Origin of the sequence: Flavobacterium chungnamense, assembly GCF_039539165.1 — a bacterium.
Taxonomy (GTDB): domain Bacteria; phylum Bacteroidota; class Bacteroidia; order Flavobacteriales; family Flavobacteriaceae; genus Flavobacterium; species Flavobacterium chungnamense.
The window spans coordinates 1-21,728 of the sequence record NZ_BAABCS010000009.1; the positions used below are offsets into that span (position 1 = coordinate 1).

The following is a 21,728-nucleotide window of genomic DNA, read 5'->3' on the forward strand; positions in this document are numbered from 1 at the left end:
TGATTGCTTACAATTTTGCTGAGAAAAAACCATCTTTAAAAAACAACTTTGTAGATACTAAACAATTAATTCTTTTTCAATAATTTTATGTCGAACTCACGTTAACTAATAAAATAATTTTCTTCATCTTTATAAATTTTGATAAAGATAGAAAAGATGATTATTTAAAAACCCTCATTAACAGCGCATTAACAAACAATCCTTTTGGGCATTTCCAAATTACCTGTAAATCTTCCCAAAAAGAAGTTTCTTCGTCTAAGAATTTGAAAATTAAAGTTGGATTTCCTTTTTTGAATAGAGATGAAAATACTTTAGAGCCCAAATCATTTCGTCTGAATAAAACATCTAAAAATAACAAATCATAGAACCAAAATTTATCCATTTTATGAAATTTTCTGAAGTCAGATTCGTTGGATAAAAACTGAATTAATGCTTTCGATTTTTTGGTAGTATTTTTAAAAGTATAACCTGTACTTGCTTTTGTCCATCCGCCAACAGAACCAATATGCAGAATGTTTTTGGTGTTGTGTTTCCAAAATTTATAACTCGTCATCGGAATATTTCCTTGTTCTTTTTCGACGATTTCATAATCAGTAATTCCTAACTTTTGAATGTACTTTTGAATTTCGTTTTCGTATTCTTCTTTAGAAAGTAAGTCTTTAGAAAACAAAGTATATTCTATTAAAGCTTCGGTTGAAGAAGTTGGAAGAACGTACATAAAACGAGTATTTCCTCTTTGTTCGACAGAAAAATCCATGAAAGTTGCCGTATTTTTATCAAATACTTCTTCCTTCGATTTTATAAACCAACCAATAAAATGTTGCTGTAATAAAGGATATTTCGATTGACTTTTAACAATATTTGGGTTGTATATAGAATTGAAAATCTTATTACAAGTATAGTTTTGACTTTCCGTTTTAACAATACAATGATTCCCGAGTTCCTCAAAATCTATAACTTTTTGATTTACAAAATGAATATTTTCTTGTCTTGAAATTAAATCGAAAATAAGATTGTAAAAATCCAATCCACGAACCATTTTATATTGATACGGATTCAAATCTAAATTTCTTCGGAAGTTTTCATCTGCAAAAAGTGCAACATTCCATTTTTTGGATACAATTTCATCAAATTGAGTAGAATTATCCCAAAAACACCAAGTTCTATCGTTACTTTTTTTAGGATTTTCATCCAATAACAAAATAGTTTTATCATTAAATTTTCCAGATAAAATCATTTCATAAACGGTCATCAACGCCGATAATCCTGAACCTGTAAAAATGTAATGATAGTGTTTCATATGTTATATCCTGAACGAAAATCCGAACGCAATATAATGATCTGGCGCGTTATCGGTAATTCCAATACTAGAAGACAAATCTACCATAAAATTGTTGTTTATCAAATAGGTGATTCCGCCATCGAAATTGTGATTTGCCTTGTCATTTTGTGGTGCAAAACCAAATAATTCAATATATGAACCAATTTTTGGAGTGATTGCATAACCAGTTGTTAAGGTATATAAAAATGTTGGTTCTGCTGAAAACCCATCCCATTCTGAACCTAAATTATAACTCAAACTGAATTTTTCTGACAATGTATGTTGCATCGCAAATCGAAATTCTGGTGCAAAATAATCGGTTTTGTATCTCGATGAAGCGGCATTCGGCAATCCAATATGAGCAATAAATGATGTTTTAGGAATTATACCTTTTTCTTCAGCCAATTTCACTTTGAAACCAACATAAATAGGCGATGATCCACTGAATTTTTCATTGTTTATTTCTTCTGATAAAAATTCGGTTATCAATCGCAACTCAAAATTTTCATTCACACCATATTTCCAAAGAATGGAAGGCAAACTAAACGTCTTACTAAACGCATCATTTTTCTGAAAAGTAAATCCAGTTTCTACTTGAAACATTCCTTTTGGAACAATTGCTGGAGTTTCGGTTTGATCTGGTCTATCAGCTTGAATTGGTTCTGTCGTTTGAGAATAAATTGAAGTTGAGACGATTAATATTAAAGATAAAATTTTAGTTTTCATAAATTTATTTTTAGACAAAACTAAAAATTATTTTAAAACAAATTGAAAAAAATATTATATTTGTCAAAATATTGATTCAAAATGACCATTTCAGAAGAAAATTATATCAAAGTTATCTATCATTTATCGTTGGTTTCTCCAAAAGGTGTAAACACCAATGCCATTGCCGGAATGTTGGATACAAAAGCTTCGTCGGTTACTGATATGTTAAAGAAATTATCCGAAAAAGAGTTGGTTTCCTATCAAAAATATCAAGGTGTTACCTTGACAGAAAAAGGTTTTCATTCGGCAAAAATGATTGTAAGAAAACACCGTTTGTGGGAAGTTTTTTTGGTAGACAAACTTAATTTTTCATGGGATGAAGTACACGAAATTGCAGAAGAGCTAGAACATATAAAATCGGAAAAGTTGATTAACAAGTTGGATGAATTTCTTAGTTTTCCATCCTTCGACCCTCATGGAGATCCAATTCCGAATGCTAAAGGTGAATTGGTTAAAATTGATAAATTTTTATTGTCGGAAGCAATTTTAAATACCGATTATGTGTGTGTTGGCGTAAAAAATTCGTCGGTAGAATTTCTACAATATTTAGACAAACAAAATATTTCACTGGGCTCGACTATCAAAGTTATTTCGAGAGAAGAATTTGATTCTTCCTTAACGATAATTTTAAATTCGAATACCATTTCAATTTCCAATAAAATAGCAGAAAATTTATTTATAAAAGTGCAATAAATTATGAGTAAATCATTAGAAGAAGTTCATGAATCAATTTCTACACAAGGAAAAACGTCGACATTTAGAAAAGTATTAGCGTTTTTTGGTCCGGCTTATTTAATTTCTGTAGGTTATATGGATCCGGGAAATTGGGCAACCGATTTAGCCGGTGGAAGCCAGTTTGGTTATTCGCTACTTTGGGTTTTGTTGATGAGTAACATCATGGCGTTGCTTTTGCAAAGTTTGAGCGCCCGATTAGGAATTGTTACGCAACGTGATTTGGCGCAAGCTTCACGAGAAACCTATTCGAAACCCATCAATTATATTTTGTATTTCTTAGCCGAAATTGCAATTGCAGCATGTGATTTAGCCGAAGTTCTAGGTATGGCAATCGGACTGAATTTGTTGTTTGACATTTCCTTAATTCAAGGTGTAATGATTACTGTTTTAGACACATTTCTATTGCTTTTTCTTATCAATAAAGGAATGCGAAAAATGGAAGCCTTCATCATTGCATTGGTCGCAATTATTGGATTTTCATTTGTATTTGAAATGATTTTTGCACAACCAGAAGTTGGAAAAGTGTTAACAGGATTAATTCCGACTATTCCTAGTGAAGCTGCACTTTACATCGCCATCGGAATTATTGGTGCGACTGTAATGCCACATAATTTATACTTGCATTCATCGTTGGTTCAAACTCGAAAATTCGACCGAAGTAAAGAAGGAATCAAGCAAGCATTGAAATATAATTTTATAGATTCTACCATTGCATTGAACTTGGCGTTTTTTGTAAATGCAGCGATTTTAATATTGGCGGCAGCAACATTTCACAAAAACGGATTTTTTGAAGTTGCCGAGATTCAAGACGCACATCGACTTTTAGAACCCATGTTGGGAACACAATGGGCTCCAATTTTATTTGCTGTTGCATTAATTGCAGCAGGACAAAGTTCTACAATTACAGGAACTTTGGCTGGGCAAATTATCATGGAAGGTTATCTAAATTTACGAATTCAGCCTTGGGTTCGACGTATTATAACTCGTTTAATTGCAATCGTTCCGGCGGTAATTGTGATTTCTATATTTGGTGAAAGTGTAACTGGAAAAATGCTGATTTTGAGTCAGGTAATTTTGAGTTTGCAACTTGGTTTTGCCATTATTCCATTGATACATTTTGTTTCCGATAAGTCTAAAATGAAGGGATTTCACATTAGTAGAACGACTCAAGTTGCTTCATGGATTATCGCATCAATTATTGTTTCATTGAATGCAAAATTGGTTTATAACGAAATTCAAGGTTGGTTAGAAACTTCTGAGAATCCAATAATCCTTTGGTTTACAGTTGTTCCATTGGCTTTCGGATTTTTATTTTTGCTGCTTTACATAGTTTTCAAACCTTTCGTAACTAAGGTAAAACACAACATCGATAATCATTCGCCACACAATTTGAAACTAAATTTTTCTCAATCGGAAACATATGATAAAAAGAATATAGCTGTTTCGGTAGATTTTTCTGATGCTGATGAAATCGCTATAAATTCAGCTTTCGAATTGGGTGGAAGTCAAGCAAATTATACTTTGATTCACGTTGTAGAAACCGTTGGAGCAATAATGTATGGAGAAAATATTGAAGATCACGAAACCTTAATTGATGAAAAATTACTAAAAGAATATGAAGTAATGTTGACAGGAAAAGGATTTAAAGTACAGACAAAATTAGGTTTTGGAAAGCCCAACAAAGTAATTCCAGAAATTGTAAATGAGGGAAACTTTGATATTTTAGTAATGGGAACGCATGGACATACTGGATTTAAAGATATTTTATTTGGCACCACAGTTGATAAGCTACGTCATAAAATTTCAATACCTTTATTTATTGTAAAAAATTAAACAATGAAAAAGCTCTTTTTACTTTTAACATTATTATTTAGTATCTCGTTTTTTGCGCAATCAGAAATTAAAATCACACCTAAAAAATGTATTCCTAAAAAAGGATATCATTTAAAACTGAAAAGTGTTTTCAATGATTCTCGTTGTCCAGAAGGCACTAATTGTGTTTGGGCTGGAGAAGTTTCGGTAATTGTTGAAGTTTACAAAGACAAGAAATTTGTAGAAGAAAAGACGCTGACTCTCAATTCGAAAAATAGAGAAGAAAATATTCAATGGTTTTCAACTTATTATTCTGGAAAAATTAAATCGCTTGGAGTTTTGCCTACTAAAAAAGAAGGCGTTGTTGTAAAACCTGAAAAGCAGTATATTAATGTTGTTTTTGAAAATTAACTACAACCGCAGTCGTCATCACCACAATTTTTTTTAGGTTTCTTTTTCCCAAAAAACTTTTGATATAAAAAAAGTACAGCAACAGCTAAGGCAATATAAGTTAGAATTTCTTGTACCATTATTTAAGTAATTGATAGGCAATTAATGCCGTTACATAGGCAAATCCACTCATGAAAACCAATTGAATTATTGGCCACTTCCAAGAGTTAGTTTCTTTTTTCACAATAGCTAAAGTACTCACACATTGCATTGCAAAAGCGTAAAAAAGAAGTAATGAAATTCCGGTGGCAAAGTTGAAAATCTTTGTTCCATCGGGTTTAATTTCGGCTTCCATTCGGTTTTTTATAGTGGCTTCTTCATCACTGTGACTTCCAACACTATATATTGTGGCAAGTGTTCCAACAAAAACTTCTCTAGCCGCAAAAGAACTTACCACAGCAATTCCAATTTTCCAATCATAGCCTAAAGGTTTTATTACTGGTTCGATTGATTTTCCGATTATTCCAATGTAAGAATGTTCTAATTTATATTCAGAAACTCTATCAGGAATTACAGAAGCATTTATTGGAGTTTTACTTGAATAAACTTCGTTTTCGATTATTTTTTGAGCATTTTTAAAATCTTTATCTGGTCCATGAGAACCTAAAAACCAAAGAATAATTGAGATTGCTAAAATGATTTTTCCAGCTCCAAAAACAAACGCTTTGGTTTTTTCTAAAACATTAATAGCTACATTTTTAAATAACGGAATTTTATAACTTGGCATTTCAACTACAAAGTAGGATTTTGAACTAATTTTTAAAATTTTATTCAAAATATAAGCAGAAAATATAGCAACAAAAAAACCCAAAAGATATAAAATCATTAAGGTCAAACCTTGTAAACTTATGAATCCTAAAATGCGTCCTTCAGGAATGATTAATGCAATTAAGATGGCATAAACAGGCAATCTTGCAGAACAAGTTATAAATGGAGTAACTAAAATTGTGATTAGTCGTTCCTTCCAGTTTTCAATATTTCGTGCACCCATAATGGCAGGAATTGCACATGCGGTTCCAGAAATTAATGGCACAATACTTTTACCAGACAAGCCATATCTGCGCATTAATTTATCCATTAAAAAAACCACACGACTCATGTAACCACTTTCTTCAAGAACAGAAATAAACAGGAATAAAAATGCAATTTGTGGAATGAATATTAAAATTCCGCCAATTCCTGGAATGATTCCTTCACTAATTAAATCTGTAAACTCTCCTGCTGGAAGATGTGTTTTAGAATAAGACGCCAAGTTGGCAAATGAACTATCAATAAAATCCATTGGAATACTCGACCAATCAAAAATGGATTGAAAAATTCCAAATAAAATGACAAAGAAAATCACATAACCAAAAACTTTGTGGGTTAAAACTCTGTCTAGTTTAGCTCTGATGTCTGACGCTTTTGAATCGTCAATGGTTTGTCCAATTTTTAAAGTATCGTTTATAAATTGGTACCGTTTTATGGTTTCTTTTTGTTGCAATCGTTTTAAATCGGCATGCGATTTTGTAAACGAACTTTTCATTTCGTTTCGTTCTAAATTCAAGAAATTTACATCTTGAGTAATTACCAACCAAAGCTTGTAAACGAGTTGATTTGGGAAAGCTTTTCTTAATTTATCAAAATATTCAACATCAATACTTGAAGCATTTAAACAAGGCTCGGTTGAAAGTGATTTATAATTAAGAATTAAATCTTTGATTTTATCAATTCCTAAATTTTTTCTAGAACTAACTAGAGCAATTTTAGTTTTTAATTCTTGTTCTAAATGAGGAATATCTAATTCAATTCCTTTTAATTTCATTCGATCACTCATGTTGATGACCAAAATCGTTGGAATTTCTAAATCTTTTATTTGAGTAAAAAGAAGCAAATTTCGTTTTAAATTTTCAACTTCAGTTACAACAACAACAACATCAGGAAAGTTCTCGTCTTTTTTATTCATCAACAACTCAATCACGACATTTTCGTCAATTGAACTTGCGTTTAAACTATACGTTCCGGGTAAATCTAGAATTGTAGCTCTTGTGTTTTCGGAAAGTTTACACGTTCCAATTTTCTTTTCAACAGTAATTCCAGGATAATTTCCAACTTGTTGGTGCAAGCCGGTTAGCTGATTAAAAACAGATGTTTTACCAGTATTTGGATTACCAATTAAAGCTACTTTGATGTTTTCTTGTGCCATTAATTTTTAGATTCAATGACCACATTAATTTCTTTTGCAGTTTCCAATCTAATAGCCACATGAGAGTCATTGACATTAAAATATAGAGGACAACCAAAAGGTGCGATTTGAATTAACTCAACAGTATTGCCAGGAAGACATCCCATTTCTAGGAGTTTCAAAGGAATTTCATCGATATTAAAATCGGATATGATTCCTTTTTGACCAATTTTAAGATGAGCAATAGTGGTTTCCAAAGCTTTATTTAGATTGAATTAAAATACAAAAATAAGAATTTGAAACGTAAAAAACATGATTATTGTCAAGTTTAAGATTTTATTTAACCTTGTTTACGATATAATTATGAGTTAGGTTTCAGATTTAACTACTTTTCTTCATCACAAAGTATGTTGATGTCTTCCAAAAGTTGTTTTACATTTTTAATTCCTGGCTCTGTTGGTCCTTCAAGATTGGTTCCGTCATAAAATCCGCGAACTCTTCTTTTTGAATCGATTAATACAAAATTTTCTGTATGAACCATATCATACATTTCCTCTGGCTTTCCAGTTTTTACAGCTAAATATGATTTTCTTGCAATGTAATAGATATCTTTTTTATCTCCTGTAACTAAGTTCCATTTGCTATCAATCACACCTTTTTCTAGAGCATATTTTTTCAAAACAGGAACACTGTCAATATCTGGTGTAACCGAATGTGACAAGAGCATCACTTTAGGATTATTTTTGATTTGATTTTGTAACCAAACCATATTATTGGTCATTTTAGGACAAATTGTCGGACAAGTGGTAAAGAAAAAATCTGCTACATAAATTTTACCTTCGTACTCTTTTTGGGTAACAACTTTGCCGTTTTGATTGGTAAATTTAAAATCAGCAATTTCGTGATCTAAGGCAACATATTGTATTGTAGAATCCACTAATTCAGGATTAACATCACTTGGATTGAATATAGGAAGTTTAGGTTTAGGTTTTAAAACGGTATAAAAAGCACTAATTGTAATGATTGAAAATATCACAAAAAAGCCAATGAAAATTCTATATTGTTTTAATTTGGAAAGCATACTTATTTTTTTGCGAAATTACGAAACAACTTTTGTTTACATCAAATATAGTTAGCTTATATGATTGTGATTAAGTGATTTTTAACATTTGATTAATGAAAAAATGAATAGATTTGTGGAAACAATCAAATTAAAAATGAAAAATACAATTAAATATGGTTTTGTTGTAGCAAGTTTGTTTGCGCTAAATCAAATCAATGCTCAGCAAAAAAATCCAGGAATCAATCTTGATTTAATGGATAAGTCAGTAAAACCTGGAGACGATTTTTTCAGATATGTAAATGGTTCATGGTTTGATAAAACTGAAATTCCTGCCGATAGAACTCGTTGGGGAAGCTTTGACGAATTGCGTCAGAATACTGATAAGGATGCTTTGGCAATTTTAAAAGATGCTGCTTCTAAAAAATTAGATCCAAAATCAGATCAAGCAAAAGCAGTTAATGTTTACAGAACATATATGGATACTATTTCAAGAAATAAACTTGGAATAAAACCGATAAAACCAATTTTGACTAAAATTGATGCTGTAAAATCTATTGCCGATTTAAATAAGTTAATTATTGAAATGCAACCTCAAGGTGGTTTAGGTTTTTATGGAATTGGAGTTAGTCCAGATGCAAAAAACAGTAACAGAAATTTTGTAAATATCGGGTTAGGGAGTTTGGGTTTACCAGACAGAGATTACTATGTTTCTGAAGATGCTGATTCTAAAGAAAAACGAGAAAAATATGTTGCTCACGTTGCAAGAATGCTTCAACTTATTGGCGATAAACCAGAAGTAGCTTTAGCAAACGCTAAAAAAGTTTTAGCTATTGAAACGGCAATGGCTACACCAAGATTAGACAGAGTAGAACGAAGAGATAGAAGAAAGACTTATAATCCAATGTCGGTTGCTGATTTACAAAAATTAACACCATCTGTAAATTGGGATAATTATATTAAAGGTGTTGGAATTTCAAAATTGGATTCGATTATTGTATCACAACCAAAATACATGACAGCTCTTGAAACTATTTTTAAAGAAAATAAAGTTGACGAATGGAAAGCTTATTTACGTTGGTCATTACTAAATAAATCTTCAGATGTTTTAACTACCGATTTAGAAAAGGCAAATTGGGAGTTTTATAGTAAAGCATTACAAGGCGCAAAAGCACAACGACCTAGAGAAGAAAGGGCTTTGCAAGTTGTAAACGGAACGGTTGGTGAGGCTTTAGGAAAATTGTATGTTGAACAAAAATTCCCAGCTGAAGCTAAAGAAAAAGCAAGAAAAATGATTGATAATATTTTCTTAGCTTTTGAAAATAGAATCAATAATTTATCATGGATGACACCTGAAACTAGAAAAGGAGCAATCAATAAATTGAGAAAATCTGTTGTAAAAATTGGTTATCCAGATAAATGGAAGGATTACTCCAAATTAGAAATCAAAAGTATTGAAGAAGGCGGAAACTATTATGACAATATGAAAAGTGTTTCAAAATGGGGTTTTGCAGAAAATATTGCCGATTTACAAAAACCAGTGGATAAAACTCGTTGGGGAATGTCGCCGCAAACGGTAAATGCTTATTATAATGCATCATACAATGAAATTGTGTTTCCTGCAGCAATTTTGCAACCACCATTTTATGACTATAAAGCTGATGAAGCTGTAAATTATGGTGGAATTGGAGCAGTGATTGGTCATGAAATTTCTCATGGATTTGATGATTCAGGTTCAAGATACAATGCCGATGGAAACCTTGTAAATTGGTGGACAGAAGACGATTTAAAACAATTTACAGGACTTGGTGGTGCATTGGCAGCTCAATATAGCGCATTACAACCATTACCTGGAACTTTTGTGGATGGAAAATTTACTCTTGGAGAAAATATTGGTGATTTGGGAGGAATTAACGCTGCTTATGATGGTTTACAAATACATTTAAAACAAAATGGAAATCCAGGATTAATTGACGGATACACACCAGAACAACGTTTATTCATTTCATGGGCAACGATTTGGAGAAGTAAAATGCGTGATGAAGCCATTAAAAATCAAGTTAAAACCGATCCACATTCGCCAGGACAATATCGTGCTTATGTTCCTTTAGTAAATGTTGATGAATTTTATAAAGCATTCGATATTAAAGAAACAGATAAATTATATGTTAAGCCTGAGAATCGAGTTAAGATTTGGTAGAATAAAATAATTAAAAGGCACAAGAAATTGTGCCTTTTATCGTTTAACCACAAAGGTTTTTAAAATGAAAAAAATAGTAGTATTGGTTTTATTGTTTAGTTTTTTTGGGTTTTCTCAAGAAAAAATGGAGTTTGTTTACAAAGTTACAAGTTCAGAATCTATGTATGATCCAACAGATGAAAATTCGAAATTAATTAAAGAATATCTTCTTAAAATGGACCAACAATTAGAAGATTTAACTTATTCATTAAGAATTAAGGGAAAGGAATCATTGTGGTTTTTACATGATAAAATGTCCTTTTCTGAAGCTCATATGGGAAAAGCTTTGGGTGGCGACAGTAATTATTTTTTTGATGGTTTAACTAATAACTATATTGAGCAAAAGATATTTTTGGATAATTATTTTATAGTCAATAAAAAACAAAAAGACTTTAAATGGGAATTATCAAACGAAACTAAAGAAATATTAGGTTACACTTGTTATAAAGCAGTTTCAAAAGAGGTAAAAATAATTAAAGGCAAGGACAAAACATTTTATACCATTGCTTGGTATGCACCAGAATTAAAATATCAAGTTGGGCCACAAGATTTTGGCGGATTAGATGGATTAATTTTAGAATTAACCGATAAAAAAAGAAAATATTATTGTACCGAAATTCTTTCTCCAGAAAAAATGCCAATGTTTATTTTAGAGAAGCCAACAAAAGGAAAAGTGGTTACAGAAGAAGAGTTTTTAATTGAAATGAATAGATTGGCAGAGGAAAGAGGGTTTCCTACAACTAAGTATTAGATTTACAACTTTTAACCAAGCCAACAACACTAACCAAAGCCCAAGTTCCTTCAAGAATTACAAACGGAATATAGTTAATAAGATAAGAAGCAAAACAAGCAATACTTGCACCAATAATATTAAGTAAATAAAATAACTTTCCATTGTTTGGGATCAATGAAAACATGTTTAAAAAATAGGCGAGAAGAATTATTCCAACGCCAATAGTTCCTATTAAATCATTGGAGTTCATAAGGTTTTCTTTTTAAATTCATAATTCAAAACAGATGCAACTTTCTCACTCAAAATCGTTTTCCCAATAGAAATTCTACTTTCGTCAAATTCTAGTAAAGATAAATCAAGTTCAATTGCTTTTTGAGTATAATAGTCTTTTCGAGTTGGATGAAATGGCGCAACTGCATTAAAGACTTCATTCCAATCCCAATTTTCAGACTGAGCTTGTCGAAGTCCTTTTTCAATAATTTCTTCGATAATTCCAATGCAATCTATTTGATGAATAAGGTTTATCGTACTTTCCGGATTTTCGATATTTTTTCTTCCAGCCAAAAATTTAATTGGATGTCTGTCCTCACCAATCAATCCGCCAAAACGTAAAATTGTAGTTTGAAAATTTTTATTGCTTCTTAAAAGATGTTCGGCTTCTAGCAATTGCCTTCCGCTTTCGGTATCAGGATTTGGAATCGTTTCTTCTGTAATTATCGAATTATCATCTGAATAAACCGAAGTTGAACTCACAAAAATCACTTTTTCAACCGATGATTTTTCAATAAACGAAATTATATTTTGAATTTTAGCAACGAAATTTTCTGAGGAGTTTCCTCTCAATTTTGGAGGAATATCTATAATTAGAACATCTGAATTTGATAAAAATAAATCTAGATTTCCTTCAATTCTATCTTCAAATAAATTAATTTGAAAAGCTGAAATTCCAGCTTTTTCTAAAATAGTAATTTTTTCTACAGATGTTGTAGAACCATTTATTGAAAATCCTTTTTCCAACATTGATTTTGCCAATGGTAATCCCAACCAACCACAACCTAAAATACTAATTTGTTTCATAATTATTTGCCGCAAAGGCACAAAGGCACAAAGTTTTTATCAGTGAAAATTTATTCTGTAGCAGATTGTTTCAAGCTATCAACTGCAATATTTCGATAAACACGTTTAGGCAAAGGTTTCGGATTGTCTTCTAAAATTGGACTCGCTTTTACTTTTCCTTTTACAATTATAGCATCGGTCAAAACAAATGGCGTTGGTATCATCCAATCACGTCTTTTTGCCATGCTAAATGATGGATTGGTCATCAAATCGAAAGAACTTTCTACAAAATTCATATTCAATTTATCACTATTCGAAATCGAAAATTCTAATTCTAAAGGCAAATTATCAACCACATAATAACTCAAAATCTTATTACTTATTTTACCCGAAATTTTACTTTTCAAATCAATTGATTTCACTCTATTAGCTTTCAGATTATTGATTTTTGTATTGGAGAAAATGTCGTAACGATTTACTTTTCTATTTGGCGAAAGCTTAATTTTCAAATAACGTTTCGTTCCTATTACAGAATCTTTCAGGAATTCAATAGTTGGATTTGCAATATTTTTCAACGGTGCATCATTCATAAAAGTAAATTCTGAACCATATTTGCTATACAATTTATTAGTATTTAATGATTTTGCATCTTTCGGATTTTCGCCCAAATAACCTTTAGTCCATTCATCTAAATTGGTGTCGTAAGTTGCCCAATTTGCTTTATTTGAATCAGCATTTAAAACATAAACCAAACTATTAGGTTTTGCTTTTCCATAAGTATAACCACTCGATTGATGCGCTTTTATAAACAACCCAATGGCTAATAAAAAGAATAAAGTTGCCCAGAGTTTCTTTTGTGTAAACGAACCAAAAATTGGCAATAATAAAACAAAACTCAAAACCGTTAAAACCGAACTTCCAACCAGTATTTTCAATCCCAAACCAATAGGAAACATTTGAATAAACGGCGCCAAAATTATCAAAGTTGGAAGTGCCAAAATCAGATTTAGTAACGAATTTGTTTTTTGAGTAACTACATAATAACCCAACATAAATGTGCTAGAAATTACCGGAATTATTAAAAATCCTGCGCCTTGAAGTTTTAAGAAGATTCCAATATTTAATAATAACCAAATAAATAATGGAGCAATCATCTGATTCATTTCCAAATATTTTTTTGCCGTTTTCCCATAAAATAAAAAGCAAATTGCCAACGTCAAACACACAAATCCGTAGATGTAATCGTGACCGTTGTAGGTAAATCCGTGGAGAATATCATTGTATTGTGGGTAAATGGCAAGCAAAATTCGCCATCCCAAAAAAGTAATTCCACCACTAACAATTAAAGAACCTAATAGTGGAACAAATCCTCTTATAATCTCTTCTAGACGTAAAATTTGTTTTCCTAATCCTATGAAAATGAAGATTAAAAATAGTCCGAAAGCAATAATTAGCATTGGTAAAATCCATTCAAAAGGATAACTTACAAATGAAAACGGAATAGAAAAATAAACTTTATCTTTATCAGAATTCAAATTAGACAAATCAGAATTTGAGAAATGTTGCAACAACGGAAACAAATACGTTCCTTGATGCGCCAAGGTTTTTGGATCTAAATGTTCGTATTTATCTTGCGAAGTATGATAATCAAAATGATCGTCAATAAAGGCAAAATTGAATCCTTGAATTTTACCACTTTCTCTAAAAACCGTTAAATCGGTATCATTAGGCAACATTTTATAAATGCTATACATCAACGAATTCGAAACCGGATAGCGTAATTTTCCATCAGAGAAACCATCAACCATTTTAGCATTACCTTCGTTGGTTTCCATCAGCATATAACTTGGTCCGCCACTGCCACGAGCTTCAAAATTTAGAACTAAACCTACTTCTTTTGCCCATTGGTGTTGCGTTACAAAAAGTGCTGCGCCATTCAATCCCAATTCTTCTGCGTCAGAAAAAAGAATTATGATGTCGTTCTTATGTTTTGTTTTTGTGTGTAAAAAAGCTCGAACACTTTCAATAATTGTTGCCACACCAGAAGCATCGTCACTTGCTCCGTGAGAATAAGAATGTGGCGCTGAATCATAATGAGAAAGCAGCAACAATGCTTTTGTATTAGAAGTGCCTTTTATCCTTGCCAATACATTTTTAGATTTTACCAAAGTGCCCTTTTCAGTCATCGTAAAACCTTCTTGAAGTGACGTTTGTAAACCTAAATTTTGCAATTCTTTTACCAAATATTGTGCAACCACTTCGTGATTTTGAGAACCCACATAATGTGGTTTTGTAGTCATTTCTTTCACTTTTGCCAAAGCTCGTTTGGTCGAAAATTCCGAAAGTGGCGCTTCTGTTGTGTCATAACTTTGAGGCATCATAAAATAAAAAATGCCAAACAATAGCGCCACAAGCACCAACATGGAATATAGGGAAGAGTAGTTTTTTTTCATTTATACTGAACTTGTTTCTGTATCTTTTTAGATACTTTATTATTTTTATAACTTCAATAATTTCGTACTTTGTATTTCGTATTTCGTACTTCGTACTTTCTAATATTCCTTATTCACCAACATATAAAAATCATTTTCCAAGAAACGATAACCTTGATCGTACACAAAGTAATAGGTGTTTCCTGTATTGGTGTTTAAAATATTCGTAAAATAATCAAAGTCAAATCCTTTACTCAACAATTTGGTCTTCGTTATTTTCGATTTTCCTTCCGTATTAGCTTCACTTAAGATGCGGTAATTTTTGCGCAATTTGTTGTTTACATTGCGCATGTAATTGTTGCTGTCTTTGTTAATTTTGTTGTTGTACGCATTTCGGCAACCATCGCTACAGAACTTTTTGTCCTCGCGACCAACAATTTTTTCGTTACATTCTAAACAGTTTTTACTCATATTTTTAAATGTTTTTAAAATCCAAAATCATAAATACCATATTTATTAAATAAATTTATAAATTGTCTTTTGTCTTTAACCCAATTTTCATTCTTTTTTAATATTTCAACAATTTCATTATTTATATCTTTATTAGAAAACTTTAGCAATTGTTCTGTAATTTCGAAAAAATCAAAAAATTCATTTGATTCATAATCCAGTTTTTTAAATTTTTTGAGGAATACTTCAATTAATTCTTTTTTGAATTCAGCTTTGTGCCAATTTGATAAATAATCAATAGCATAATCATTATTTTTTTCAAAGGCTAAATAAGCTATCCGTTTATTAAATGTATTTGGAAATACGCGATTGGTTAAAACTTTACTAATAATAAATCCATTTCCATCATAGATGTTAAAATTTTCTAATGATTTGTTATATATTGTTAAGCTATCTATTTGAAACAAAACTGTGTCACAACATATTTCTTCATCCTTTAATTTTCTTAAATAGTAAAAATAAAGTTCATGAGAAATTTTTGCAGGACCAGCTGTACAACTTCCATCGGCAGTTTCTACAATTGAGTCATTTTCTATAAATTTTCTATAAATTGATGGAATATTAGAATAGTTATTATCAACTAATCCAAATGAAGCGTATGCTTTAACTATAGGATTTTTATTTTCGATTAATTCAATAAACTTGTCTGTATTTGCTATTTTTTTTAATTCTTCAAAGTTTGCCCAATTTTCATATATCTCTCCGAATTGTTTTTCATTGTATTGCAATTCATTTATATCACTTATTTTCTTCACAATTTGAGTAAGATTTTGAGATAATAAAATTGAATTTCCTATAAAAAGGTAAATAAATAAAATAAAATATACTTTTTTCATTTGATATAATATGAATTGTCAATTTTTTTAAAATCAGTCAAATATAATAAAAAATTTCCGTTTACAAACGTTTACAAATATTTACAACCGATTTTAAATGGTAATCAACCGAATAAAGTTTGTAAGCCGCCACAACTTTGCATCGTCGAAATGAAACAACAATTGCAAAAATCAATTTCAATAGCAATTTCAAATTTCAAACATGACAAAATATAATATTAATAATAACAATTTAAATTTTACACGCCATGAGAAACAAAGTACAATTAATCGGACATGTAGGTCAAGAACCAGAAATCAAAACATTTGAAGGAGGAAAAAAAGTAGCCAACCTTACCATCGCTACTAATGAAGTTTATTACAAAGAAAACGGTGATAAAGTTGAAAACACCGAATGGCACCGAGTAAGCGCTTGGGGAAAAACAGCCGACATTATCGAAAAGTATGTAACTAAAGGAAAAGAAATCGCCATTGAGGGAAAACTTACTCACAGAAGTTATGATGACAAAGACGGAAACAAGCGTTACATCACAGAGGTAATGGTAAACGAGCTTGTTTTAATGAGCAAATAATTTACAATTTCAAATCAAGAATAATTTTCAAATAACAAAAACAATTAAAAATTTACACGCCATGAATGCAATTAAAAACAAAGTACAATTAATCGGACACGTAGGACAAGAACCAGAAATCAAAACGTTTGATGGAGGAAAGAAAGTAGCTAATATTACTATTGCTACTAATGAGAGTTACACTAATAATAAAGGTGAGAAAGTTGAGAACACCGAATGGCATAGAATTACCGCTTGGGGAAAAGTAGCTGACATTATTGAGAAATATGTTATCAAAGGTAAAGAAATCGCTATAGAGGGAAAACTGACGCACAGAAGTTATGACGATAAAGAAGGAAACAAGCGTTACATCACTGAAATTGTTGCCAACGAGTTATTGCTTTTAGGTAAATAGTCTAACGTAAAAAAGTGTCACGATGAACATCAAAGTATTTAATATTCGTTTAGATAAAGAAAATTGTCAGCAGGATCAAACACGTATGAATGCGTTTCTTGATTCGGTAGAGGTAAAGCTTACTTCAACCAATTTTGTAACCACAGGAACAACAGATTTTTGGTCGGCAGTAGTTTTCTATGAATTGAAAAAAAGTGATTCAAAACCTACCGAAGTTATAGAACTTAATGAACAAGAGAACGAAATCTTCACAGCCTTGAAACAATGGCGCAATGATTTAGCTCAAAAATTAGGTTGGTCGGCTTTTAGAATTTGTCATAATTCACATTTGATTTCAATTGCAAAATCAAAACCACAAAATTTAGATGAGCTAAAAGCAGTGAAAAGTTTTGGAGAGACAAGAACCTTAAATTATGGAGATGATATTTTATCAATTTTGAATACTTTTTAAAAGAAAATTAATTGAACTTTAAACAAAGCGATGGAAGTAAAATTCTGTCGTTTTTTTTGTATATGTAGAAACAATGCTACGAAAATAAAGAAGTTTTTAACACGAAAACGTTTTCGAGAAAGATTAAATTAACAACTGTTGATTTTTTTAATATCTTTATTTAGAATACAATAAACAATTAACTTTAAAAGATGTTCCACTTTAAACAAATCCTTTTTTTAATGGTGTTTGGCTGCTTTTTTCAAAGCGGATTTTCTCAAGTTGGAATTAATACATCAACACCAATGAGTACATTGGATATTAATGGAAATTTGACTATTAAAGAAATAGGAATAATTAATACTAATGTTGCAGGTTCTGCTGTGTTTAATGGTGGGCCATCAGGTAGTGCTACACCAATTAATGATGGAGTTTATATTTCATTGACTCCTACATCAGGTAATCAAGAATTTATTTTACCCAATGCCGTTAATGTTCCTGGGAGGATTTACATACTTAGAAACATTTCAAACTCTGTTACCGCGCAGATATATACTTTTGGAGGAAACTTTTTTTCTAAAGATTCAAGTACACTTACTTCTTCACCTCTAAACATGCCACCAAATGCAATTTTAAAAACAGTTATTGTTGTAAGTGATGGCGCTAATTGGACCTATTTTTTCTAATCGTCCATTAACTTTTGAAATAGTTCAACAAATTCTCCGACGTGAAATCCATCCATTAATCCGTGATGCACGTGAATGGACATTGACATGGTTTTTTTGCCGTTTTCGTCCATCATTTTTCCAAAAGATATTTTTGGACAGCTGTCTAGCCAAGTAAAACTTCTTGCATGTGAAAAAGAAGTAAAATTAATCCAAGGCAATACAGAAAAATGAATTAGATTTTCGGAATATTCTCTAGTAAAAAGTCCTGATGTTGATTGAATTCTTGCGATTTCTTTTTTTGTATTTTCTGCAAATTGGTTTAAGTCTTTGGAATATTCTATTTGGGAAAACCCAAAGGTTTTGTCTTCTCTTAAAATGGTTGAAGAAACATCAATTCTATCAAAAATATAAACTTCATTGTCAATTATTCCGTAACGAAAAGGTTCACATTGATTAACCGCTGTCAATGTTTTATGCAAATAATAAGTAAAAAACGAAACGCCAAGTTCTTTTGCTTTATCATAAGCTTTGGTGCAATCAACTGTAATTGTTACACCAAAAAAAGGTTCTTCCATTTGTTTGAAAAACAGAAAATGTTCTTTACGATTCCAGGTTTCTAAGTTGAGTTTTTGTTTCATAAAAAAATAATTTACCGCAAATTCGCAAATTTGTCTTCTTCATTTTTAAATAATTTGCGAATTTGCGGTTAAAATAATTTTCAATTATTGTAATAATAATGGTAAAACGTCTGAGATTTTTTCTAGTGATTTGAAGTTGTTGTGTTCTATTTCAAAATCAATTTTTTCATATTCCCAAGTGGTGTGATAAGCAATATGATAACCATGTCCTCCAATGTTTAAAACAGGCAAAACATCCGATTTTAATGAGTTTCCAATCATGATAAAATCTTCAGGTTTTGTGTCTAAACGACCTAACATTTTTTCGTAATCCAATTCTTTTTTGTCGCTCATTACTTCAATATGATGAAAATAATGTCCAATTCCAGAATCGTGTAATTTTCTATGTTGGTCTTTCAAATCGCCTTTGGTTGCTACAACAAGTTTGTATTTTCCTTTTAATTGTTGTAAAACATCTTCCACTTCAGGTAAAAGTTCTACAGGTTTTTGAAGTAAATCTCTACCAATAGCAATAATTTTTTTGATGCCTTGTCCCGATATTTGATCATTGGTCAATTCTAAAGCAGAATCAATCATAGAAAGTGTAAACGCCTTAATTCCAAATCCATACAAAGGAAGATTTTTTACTTGATGACTTAATATCAGTTGTAAAATTTCTTGCTTGGAAGCATAATCAGTAAAAAGTTCACAGAACTTTGCTTGTGCTTCATCAAAGTAAGGTTCGTTGTGCCAAAGAGTGTCATCAGCATCAAAAGCGATTATTTTTGGATTCATGAATAGTTATTTACGAAATTATAGCTCCGTTTTCAACTCCATCAGCGCTTGGATTCACGAAAACTAATTTACCTTCTGCATCATTCGTCATCAAAATCATTCCTTGACTTTCAACGCCACGTAATGCTCTTGGAGCTAAGTTTACTAAAACGGTAACGCGTTTTCCAACCACTTCTTCTGGTGAGAAATGTTCTGCAATTCCCGAAACTATGGTTCTTACGTCTATTCCTGTATCAACTTTTAAAACTAAAAGTTTGTTTGCTTTTGGCATTTTTTCAGCTTCTAAAATAGTTCCAACACGCAAATCTAATTTTGAAAAATCTTCAAATGTTGCTGTTTGTTTTTGTGGTTCTACAACTTGATTCTCCATAACATTTGCTTTTTTTGTAGCTTCTAGTTTGTCTATTTGCTTTTGAATTTCAGCGTCTTCTATTTGAGCAAATAAAATTTCAGCTTGTCCAATTTGATTCCCAGATGGGAGTAAATCGGTTCTTTCAGAAACATCTTTCCAACTCAAATTCAAATCGGTTTTTAGAATTCCTGATAATTTGCATGCGGTAAATGGCAAGAAAGGTTCAGATAAAACTCTTAACGCAGCGGCAATTTGTAAGGCAACATACATTTGCGTTTTTACTCTTTCTGGGTTTTCTTTTACCATTTTCCAAGGTTCTTCGTCGGCTAAATATTTATTTCCTAAACGAGCTACATTCATCAATTCACCTTGTGCTTCTCTAAATCGGAATCTTTCAATTGACGAAGAAATTACAGCAGGATAAGCTTTTAATTCTGTTAAAGTTTGTTCGTCAACTTCAGTAAAATCATTTGGATTAGGAACAATTCCGTCGTAATATTTGTTAGTTAAAACAACCACACGATTAATGAAATTTCCAAAAATAGAAGCCAATTCATTATTGTTTCTTGCCTGAAAATCTTTCCAAGTAAAGTCGTTGTCTTTAGTTTCTGGTGCGTTTGATGTTAAGGCATAACGCAAAGAATCTTGTTTATCTGGGAAATCTAACAAATACTCGTGCAACCAAACGGCCCAATTTTTTGAAGTAGAAAGTTTGTTTCCTTCCAAATTCAAAAACTCATTGGCAGGAACGTTATCTGGCAAGATAAAACTTCCTTCAGCTTTCAACATCGCAGGAAAAATGATACAATGGAAAACAATATTGTCTTTTCCAATGAAGTGAACCAATTTAGTATCGGCATCTTTCCAATACGGTTCCCAATCTTTTCCTTCATGAGCTGCCCATTCTTTGGTAGACGAAATATAACCAATTGGTGCATCAAACCATACATAAAGTTTCTTTCCTTCTGCACCTTCAACAGGAACGTCAATTCCCCAATCTAGATCACGCGTTACTGCACGAGGTTTCAGTCCGTCGTCCAACCACGATTTTACTTGTCCCAAAACATTTGTTTTCCAATCTTTGGCATGTCCAACTAAAATCCATTCTTTCAAGAAATCATCATATTTATCCAAAGGTAAAAACCAGTGTTTAGTCGATTTTAAAATTGGAGTTTCACCAGTTATAGTCGATTTTGGATTGATTAAATCAGTTGCATTTAGTGTCGAACCACATTTTTCGCATTGATCACCATAAGCTTCTTCATTGCCACATTTTGGACAAGTTCCAACCACAAATCTATCTGCAAGAAACTGGTCGGCTTTCGCATCATATAATTGCTCAGTTACTTCTTCAATAAAGTCGCCGTTATCGTATAATTTTCTAAAAAAATCAGATGCTGTATCGTGATGAATTTTAGAAGAAGTTCTAGAATAATTGTCAAACGAAATTCCAAAATCAAGAAACGACTGACGAATTATTCCATCATATTTATCAATAACTTGTTGAGGAGTTATTCCTTCTTTTTTGGCTTTCATCGAAATGGCAACGCCGTGTTCATCGCTTCCGCAAATAAATGCCACATCTTTACCTTGCAGACGTAAATAGCGAGCATAAATATCGGATGGAACATAAACTCCAGCTAAATGACCAATATGAATTGGTCCGTTGGTATAAGGCAATGCTGCCGTTATGGTATATCTTTTTGGATTTTCTAACATTGTAAATTCGGTATATATTTTGCAAAAATAAGTATTTTTTAGCAGAGACAAGTAGTGACTTTTGT

The 21,728-nt window shown here is 31.4% G+C and carries 22 protein-coding genes; 9 read left to right on the forward strand and 13 right to left on the reverse strand.

Going from position 1 to position 21,728, the window contains the following annotated elements:
• Positions 1–160: 160 nt before the first annotated feature.
• Positions 161–1,300, reverse strand: a complete 1,140-nt coding sequence (locus ABD771_RS04730) for a lycopene cyclase family protein (RefSeq protein WP_345091351.1) — start codon at positions 1,298–1,300, stop codon at positions 161–163.
• 3 nt (positions 1,301–1,303) lie between these two features.
• Positions 1,304–2,047, reverse strand: a complete 744-nt coding sequence (locus tag ABD771_RS04735; protein WP_345091354.1) for a transporter — start codon at positions 2,045–2,047, stop codon at positions 1,304–1,306.
• Positions 2,048–2,128: 81 nt separating this feature from the next.
• Between ABD771_RS04735 and ABD771_RS04740 the strand changes: the two genes are divergently transcribed.
• From ABD771_RS04740 to ABD771_RS04750, 3 genes are read left to right on the forward strand one after another with little or no spacing between them, the layout of a single operon-like run.
• A complete protein-coding gene (locus ABD771_RS04740) occupies positions 2,129–2,782 on the forward strand; it encodes a metal-dependent transcriptional regulator (RefSeq protein WP_345091357.1) in 654 nt (217 codons plus the stop codon).
• 3 nt (positions 2,783–2,785) lie between these two features.
• Positions 2,786–4,657: an Nramp family divalent metal transporter gene (locus ABD771_RS04745; RefSeq protein WP_345091360.1), complete on the forward strand. Its 1,872-nt coding sequence runs from the start codon at positions 2,786–2,788 to the stop codon at positions 4,655–4,657.
• 3 nt (positions 4,658–4,660) lie between these two features.
• Complete coding sequence (locus ABD771_RS04750) at positions 4,661–5,047, forward strand: hypothetical protein (protein ID WP_345091362.1); 387 nt, start codon at positions 4,661–4,663, stop codon at positions 5,045–5,047.
• 118 nt (positions 5,048–5,165) lie between these two features.
• On the opposite strand, the gene feoB is transcribed toward ABD771_RS04750, so the two are convergent.
• The 3 genes from feoB to ABD771_RS04765 all read right to left on the reverse strand — a co-directional run bounded on the left by feoB (position 5,166) and on the right by ABD771_RS04765 (position 8,331).
• Positions 5,166–7,271 (reverse strand): ferrous iron transport protein B, encoded by a 2,106-nt coding sequence (gene feoB / locus ABD771_RS04755; protein ID WP_345091365.1) that lies wholly within the window; start codon positions 7,269–7,271, stop codon positions 5,166–5,168.
• Positions 7,271–7,507, reverse strand: coding sequence for a FeoA family protein (locus tag ABD771_RS04760; protein ID WP_345091368.1), 237 nt, complete (start codon positions 7,505–7,507; stop codon positions 7,271–7,273). The genes feoB and ABD771_RS04760 overlap by 1 nt, the downstream gene beginning before the upstream one ends.
• Positions 7,508–7,635: 128 nt before the next feature.
• Positions 7,636–8,331 (reverse strand): SCO family protein, encoded by a 696-nt coding sequence (locus ABD771_RS04765; RefSeq protein ID WP_345091372.1) that lies wholly within the window; start codon positions 8,329–8,331, stop codon positions 7,636–7,638.
• A gap of 136 nt (positions 8,332–8,467) precedes the next feature.
• On the opposite strand from ABD771_RS04765, the gene ABD771_RS04770 reads away from it, so the two are divergent.
• A complete protein-coding gene (locus tag ABD771_RS04770) occupies positions 8,468–10,510 on the forward strand; it encodes a M13 family metallopeptidase (protein WP_345091375.1) in 2,043 nt (680 codons plus the stop codon).
• A gap of 64 nt (positions 10,511–10,574) precedes the next feature.
• The gene (locus ABD771_RS04775; RefSeq protein ID WP_345091378.1) at positions 10,575–11,300 is read left to right on the forward strand and encodes a GLPGLI family protein; all 726 of its coding nucleotides are present in this window, start codon (positions 10,575–10,577) and stop codon (positions 11,298–11,300) included.
• On the opposite strand, the gene ABD771_RS04780 is transcribed toward ABD771_RS04775, so the two are convergent.
• From ABD771_RS04780 to ABD771_RS04800, 5 genes are all read right to left on the reverse strand, one after another.
• Positions 11,290–11,532 carry a CBU_0592 family membrane protein gene (locus tag ABD771_RS04780; RefSeq protein ID WP_345091381.1) on the reverse strand — a complete coding sequence of 81 codons (243 nt, stop codon included), beginning with the start codon at positions 11,530–11,532 and terminating at the stop codon, positions 11,290–11,292. The two genes, ABD771_RS04775 and ABD771_RS04780, sit on opposite strands and share 11 nt — an antisense overlap.
• The gene (locus ABD771_RS04785; protein ID WP_345091384.1) at positions 11,529–12,359 is read right to left on the reverse strand and encodes an NAD(P)H-binding protein; all 831 of its coding nucleotides are present in this window, start codon (positions 12,357–12,359) and stop codon (positions 11,529–11,531) included. Before ABD771_RS04785 ends, ABD771_RS04780 begins: the two co-directional genes overlap by 4 nt.
• Positions 12,360–12,409: 50 nt before the next feature.
• Positions 12,410–14,791, reverse strand: a complete 2,382-nt coding sequence (locus ABD771_RS04790) for a M20/M25/M40 family metallo-hydrolase (protein WP_345091387.1) — start codon at positions 14,789–14,791, stop codon at positions 12,410–12,412.
• Positions 14,792–14,890: 99 nt separating this feature from the next.
• Positions 14,891–15,241, reverse strand: coding sequence for a hypothetical protein (locus ABD771_RS04795; RefSeq protein WP_345091390.1), 351 nt, complete (start codon positions 15,239–15,241; stop codon positions 14,891–14,893).
• Positions 15,242–15,255: 14 nt separating this feature from the next.
• Positions 15,256–16,035: a hypothetical protein gene (locus ABD771_RS04800; RefSeq protein WP_345091393.1), complete on the reverse strand. Its 780-nt coding sequence runs from the start codon at positions 16,033–16,035 to the stop codon at positions 15,256–15,258.
• A 329-nt stretch (positions 16,036–16,364) separates the two neighbouring features.
• Here ABD771_RS04800 and ABD771_RS04805 point away from each other — a divergent pair, with 329 nt between their 5' ends.
• The 4 genes from ABD771_RS04805 to ABD771_RS04820 all read left to right on the forward strand — a co-directional run bounded on the left by ABD771_RS04805 (position 16,365) and on the right by ABD771_RS04820 (position 18,198).
• On the forward strand, positions 16,365–16,688 hold the full coding sequence (locus ABD771_RS04805; protein WP_344815910.1) for a single-stranded DNA-binding protein: 324 nt from the start codon (positions 16,365–16,367) through the stop codon (positions 16,686–16,688).
• 61 nt (positions 16,689–16,749) lie between these two features.
• Positions 16,750–17,082 (forward strand): single-stranded DNA-binding protein, encoded by a 333-nt coding sequence (locus tag ABD771_RS04810; protein ID WP_298308794.1) that lies wholly within the window; start codon positions 16,750–16,752, stop codon positions 17,080–17,082.
• A 22-nt stretch (positions 17,083–17,104) separates the two neighbouring features.
• Positions 17,105–17,533, forward strand: coding sequence for an HRDC domain-containing protein (locus ABD771_RS04815; protein ID WP_345091397.1), 429 nt, complete (start codon positions 17,105–17,107; stop codon positions 17,531–17,533).
• Between the two features lie 221 nt (positions 17,534–17,754).
• Positions 17,755–18,198 (forward strand): hypothetical protein, encoded by a 444-nt coding sequence (locus ABD771_RS04820; protein WP_345091400.1) that lies wholly within the window; start codon positions 17,755–17,757, stop codon positions 18,196–18,198.
• Here the strand turns inward: ABD771_RS04820 and ABD771_RS04825 are convergent.
• The 3 genes from ABD771_RS04825 to metG all read right to left on the reverse strand — a co-directional run bounded on the left by ABD771_RS04825 (position 18,195) and on the right by metG (position 21,663).
• Positions 18,195–18,818, reverse strand: coding sequence for a CatA-like O-acetyltransferase (locus ABD771_RS04825; protein ID WP_345091403.1), 624 nt, complete (start codon positions 18,816–18,818; stop codon positions 18,195–18,197). The genes ABD771_RS04820 and ABD771_RS04825 overlap by 4 nt on opposite strands.
• Positions 18,819–18,902: 84 nt before the next feature.
• On the reverse strand, positions 18,903–19,592 hold the full coding sequence (locus ABD771_RS04830) for an HAD family hydrolase (RefSeq protein ID WP_345091406.1): 690 nt from the start codon (positions 19,590–19,592) through the stop codon (positions 18,903–18,905).
• Positions 19,593–19,602: 10 nt separating this feature from the next.
• Entirely contained in the window at positions 19,603–21,663 is a 2,061-nt protein-coding gene (metG, locus tag ABD771_RS04835) for a methionine--tRNA ligase (RefSeq protein ID WP_345091409.1), read from the reverse strand.
• Positions 21,664–21,728: the final 65 nt, after the last annotated feature.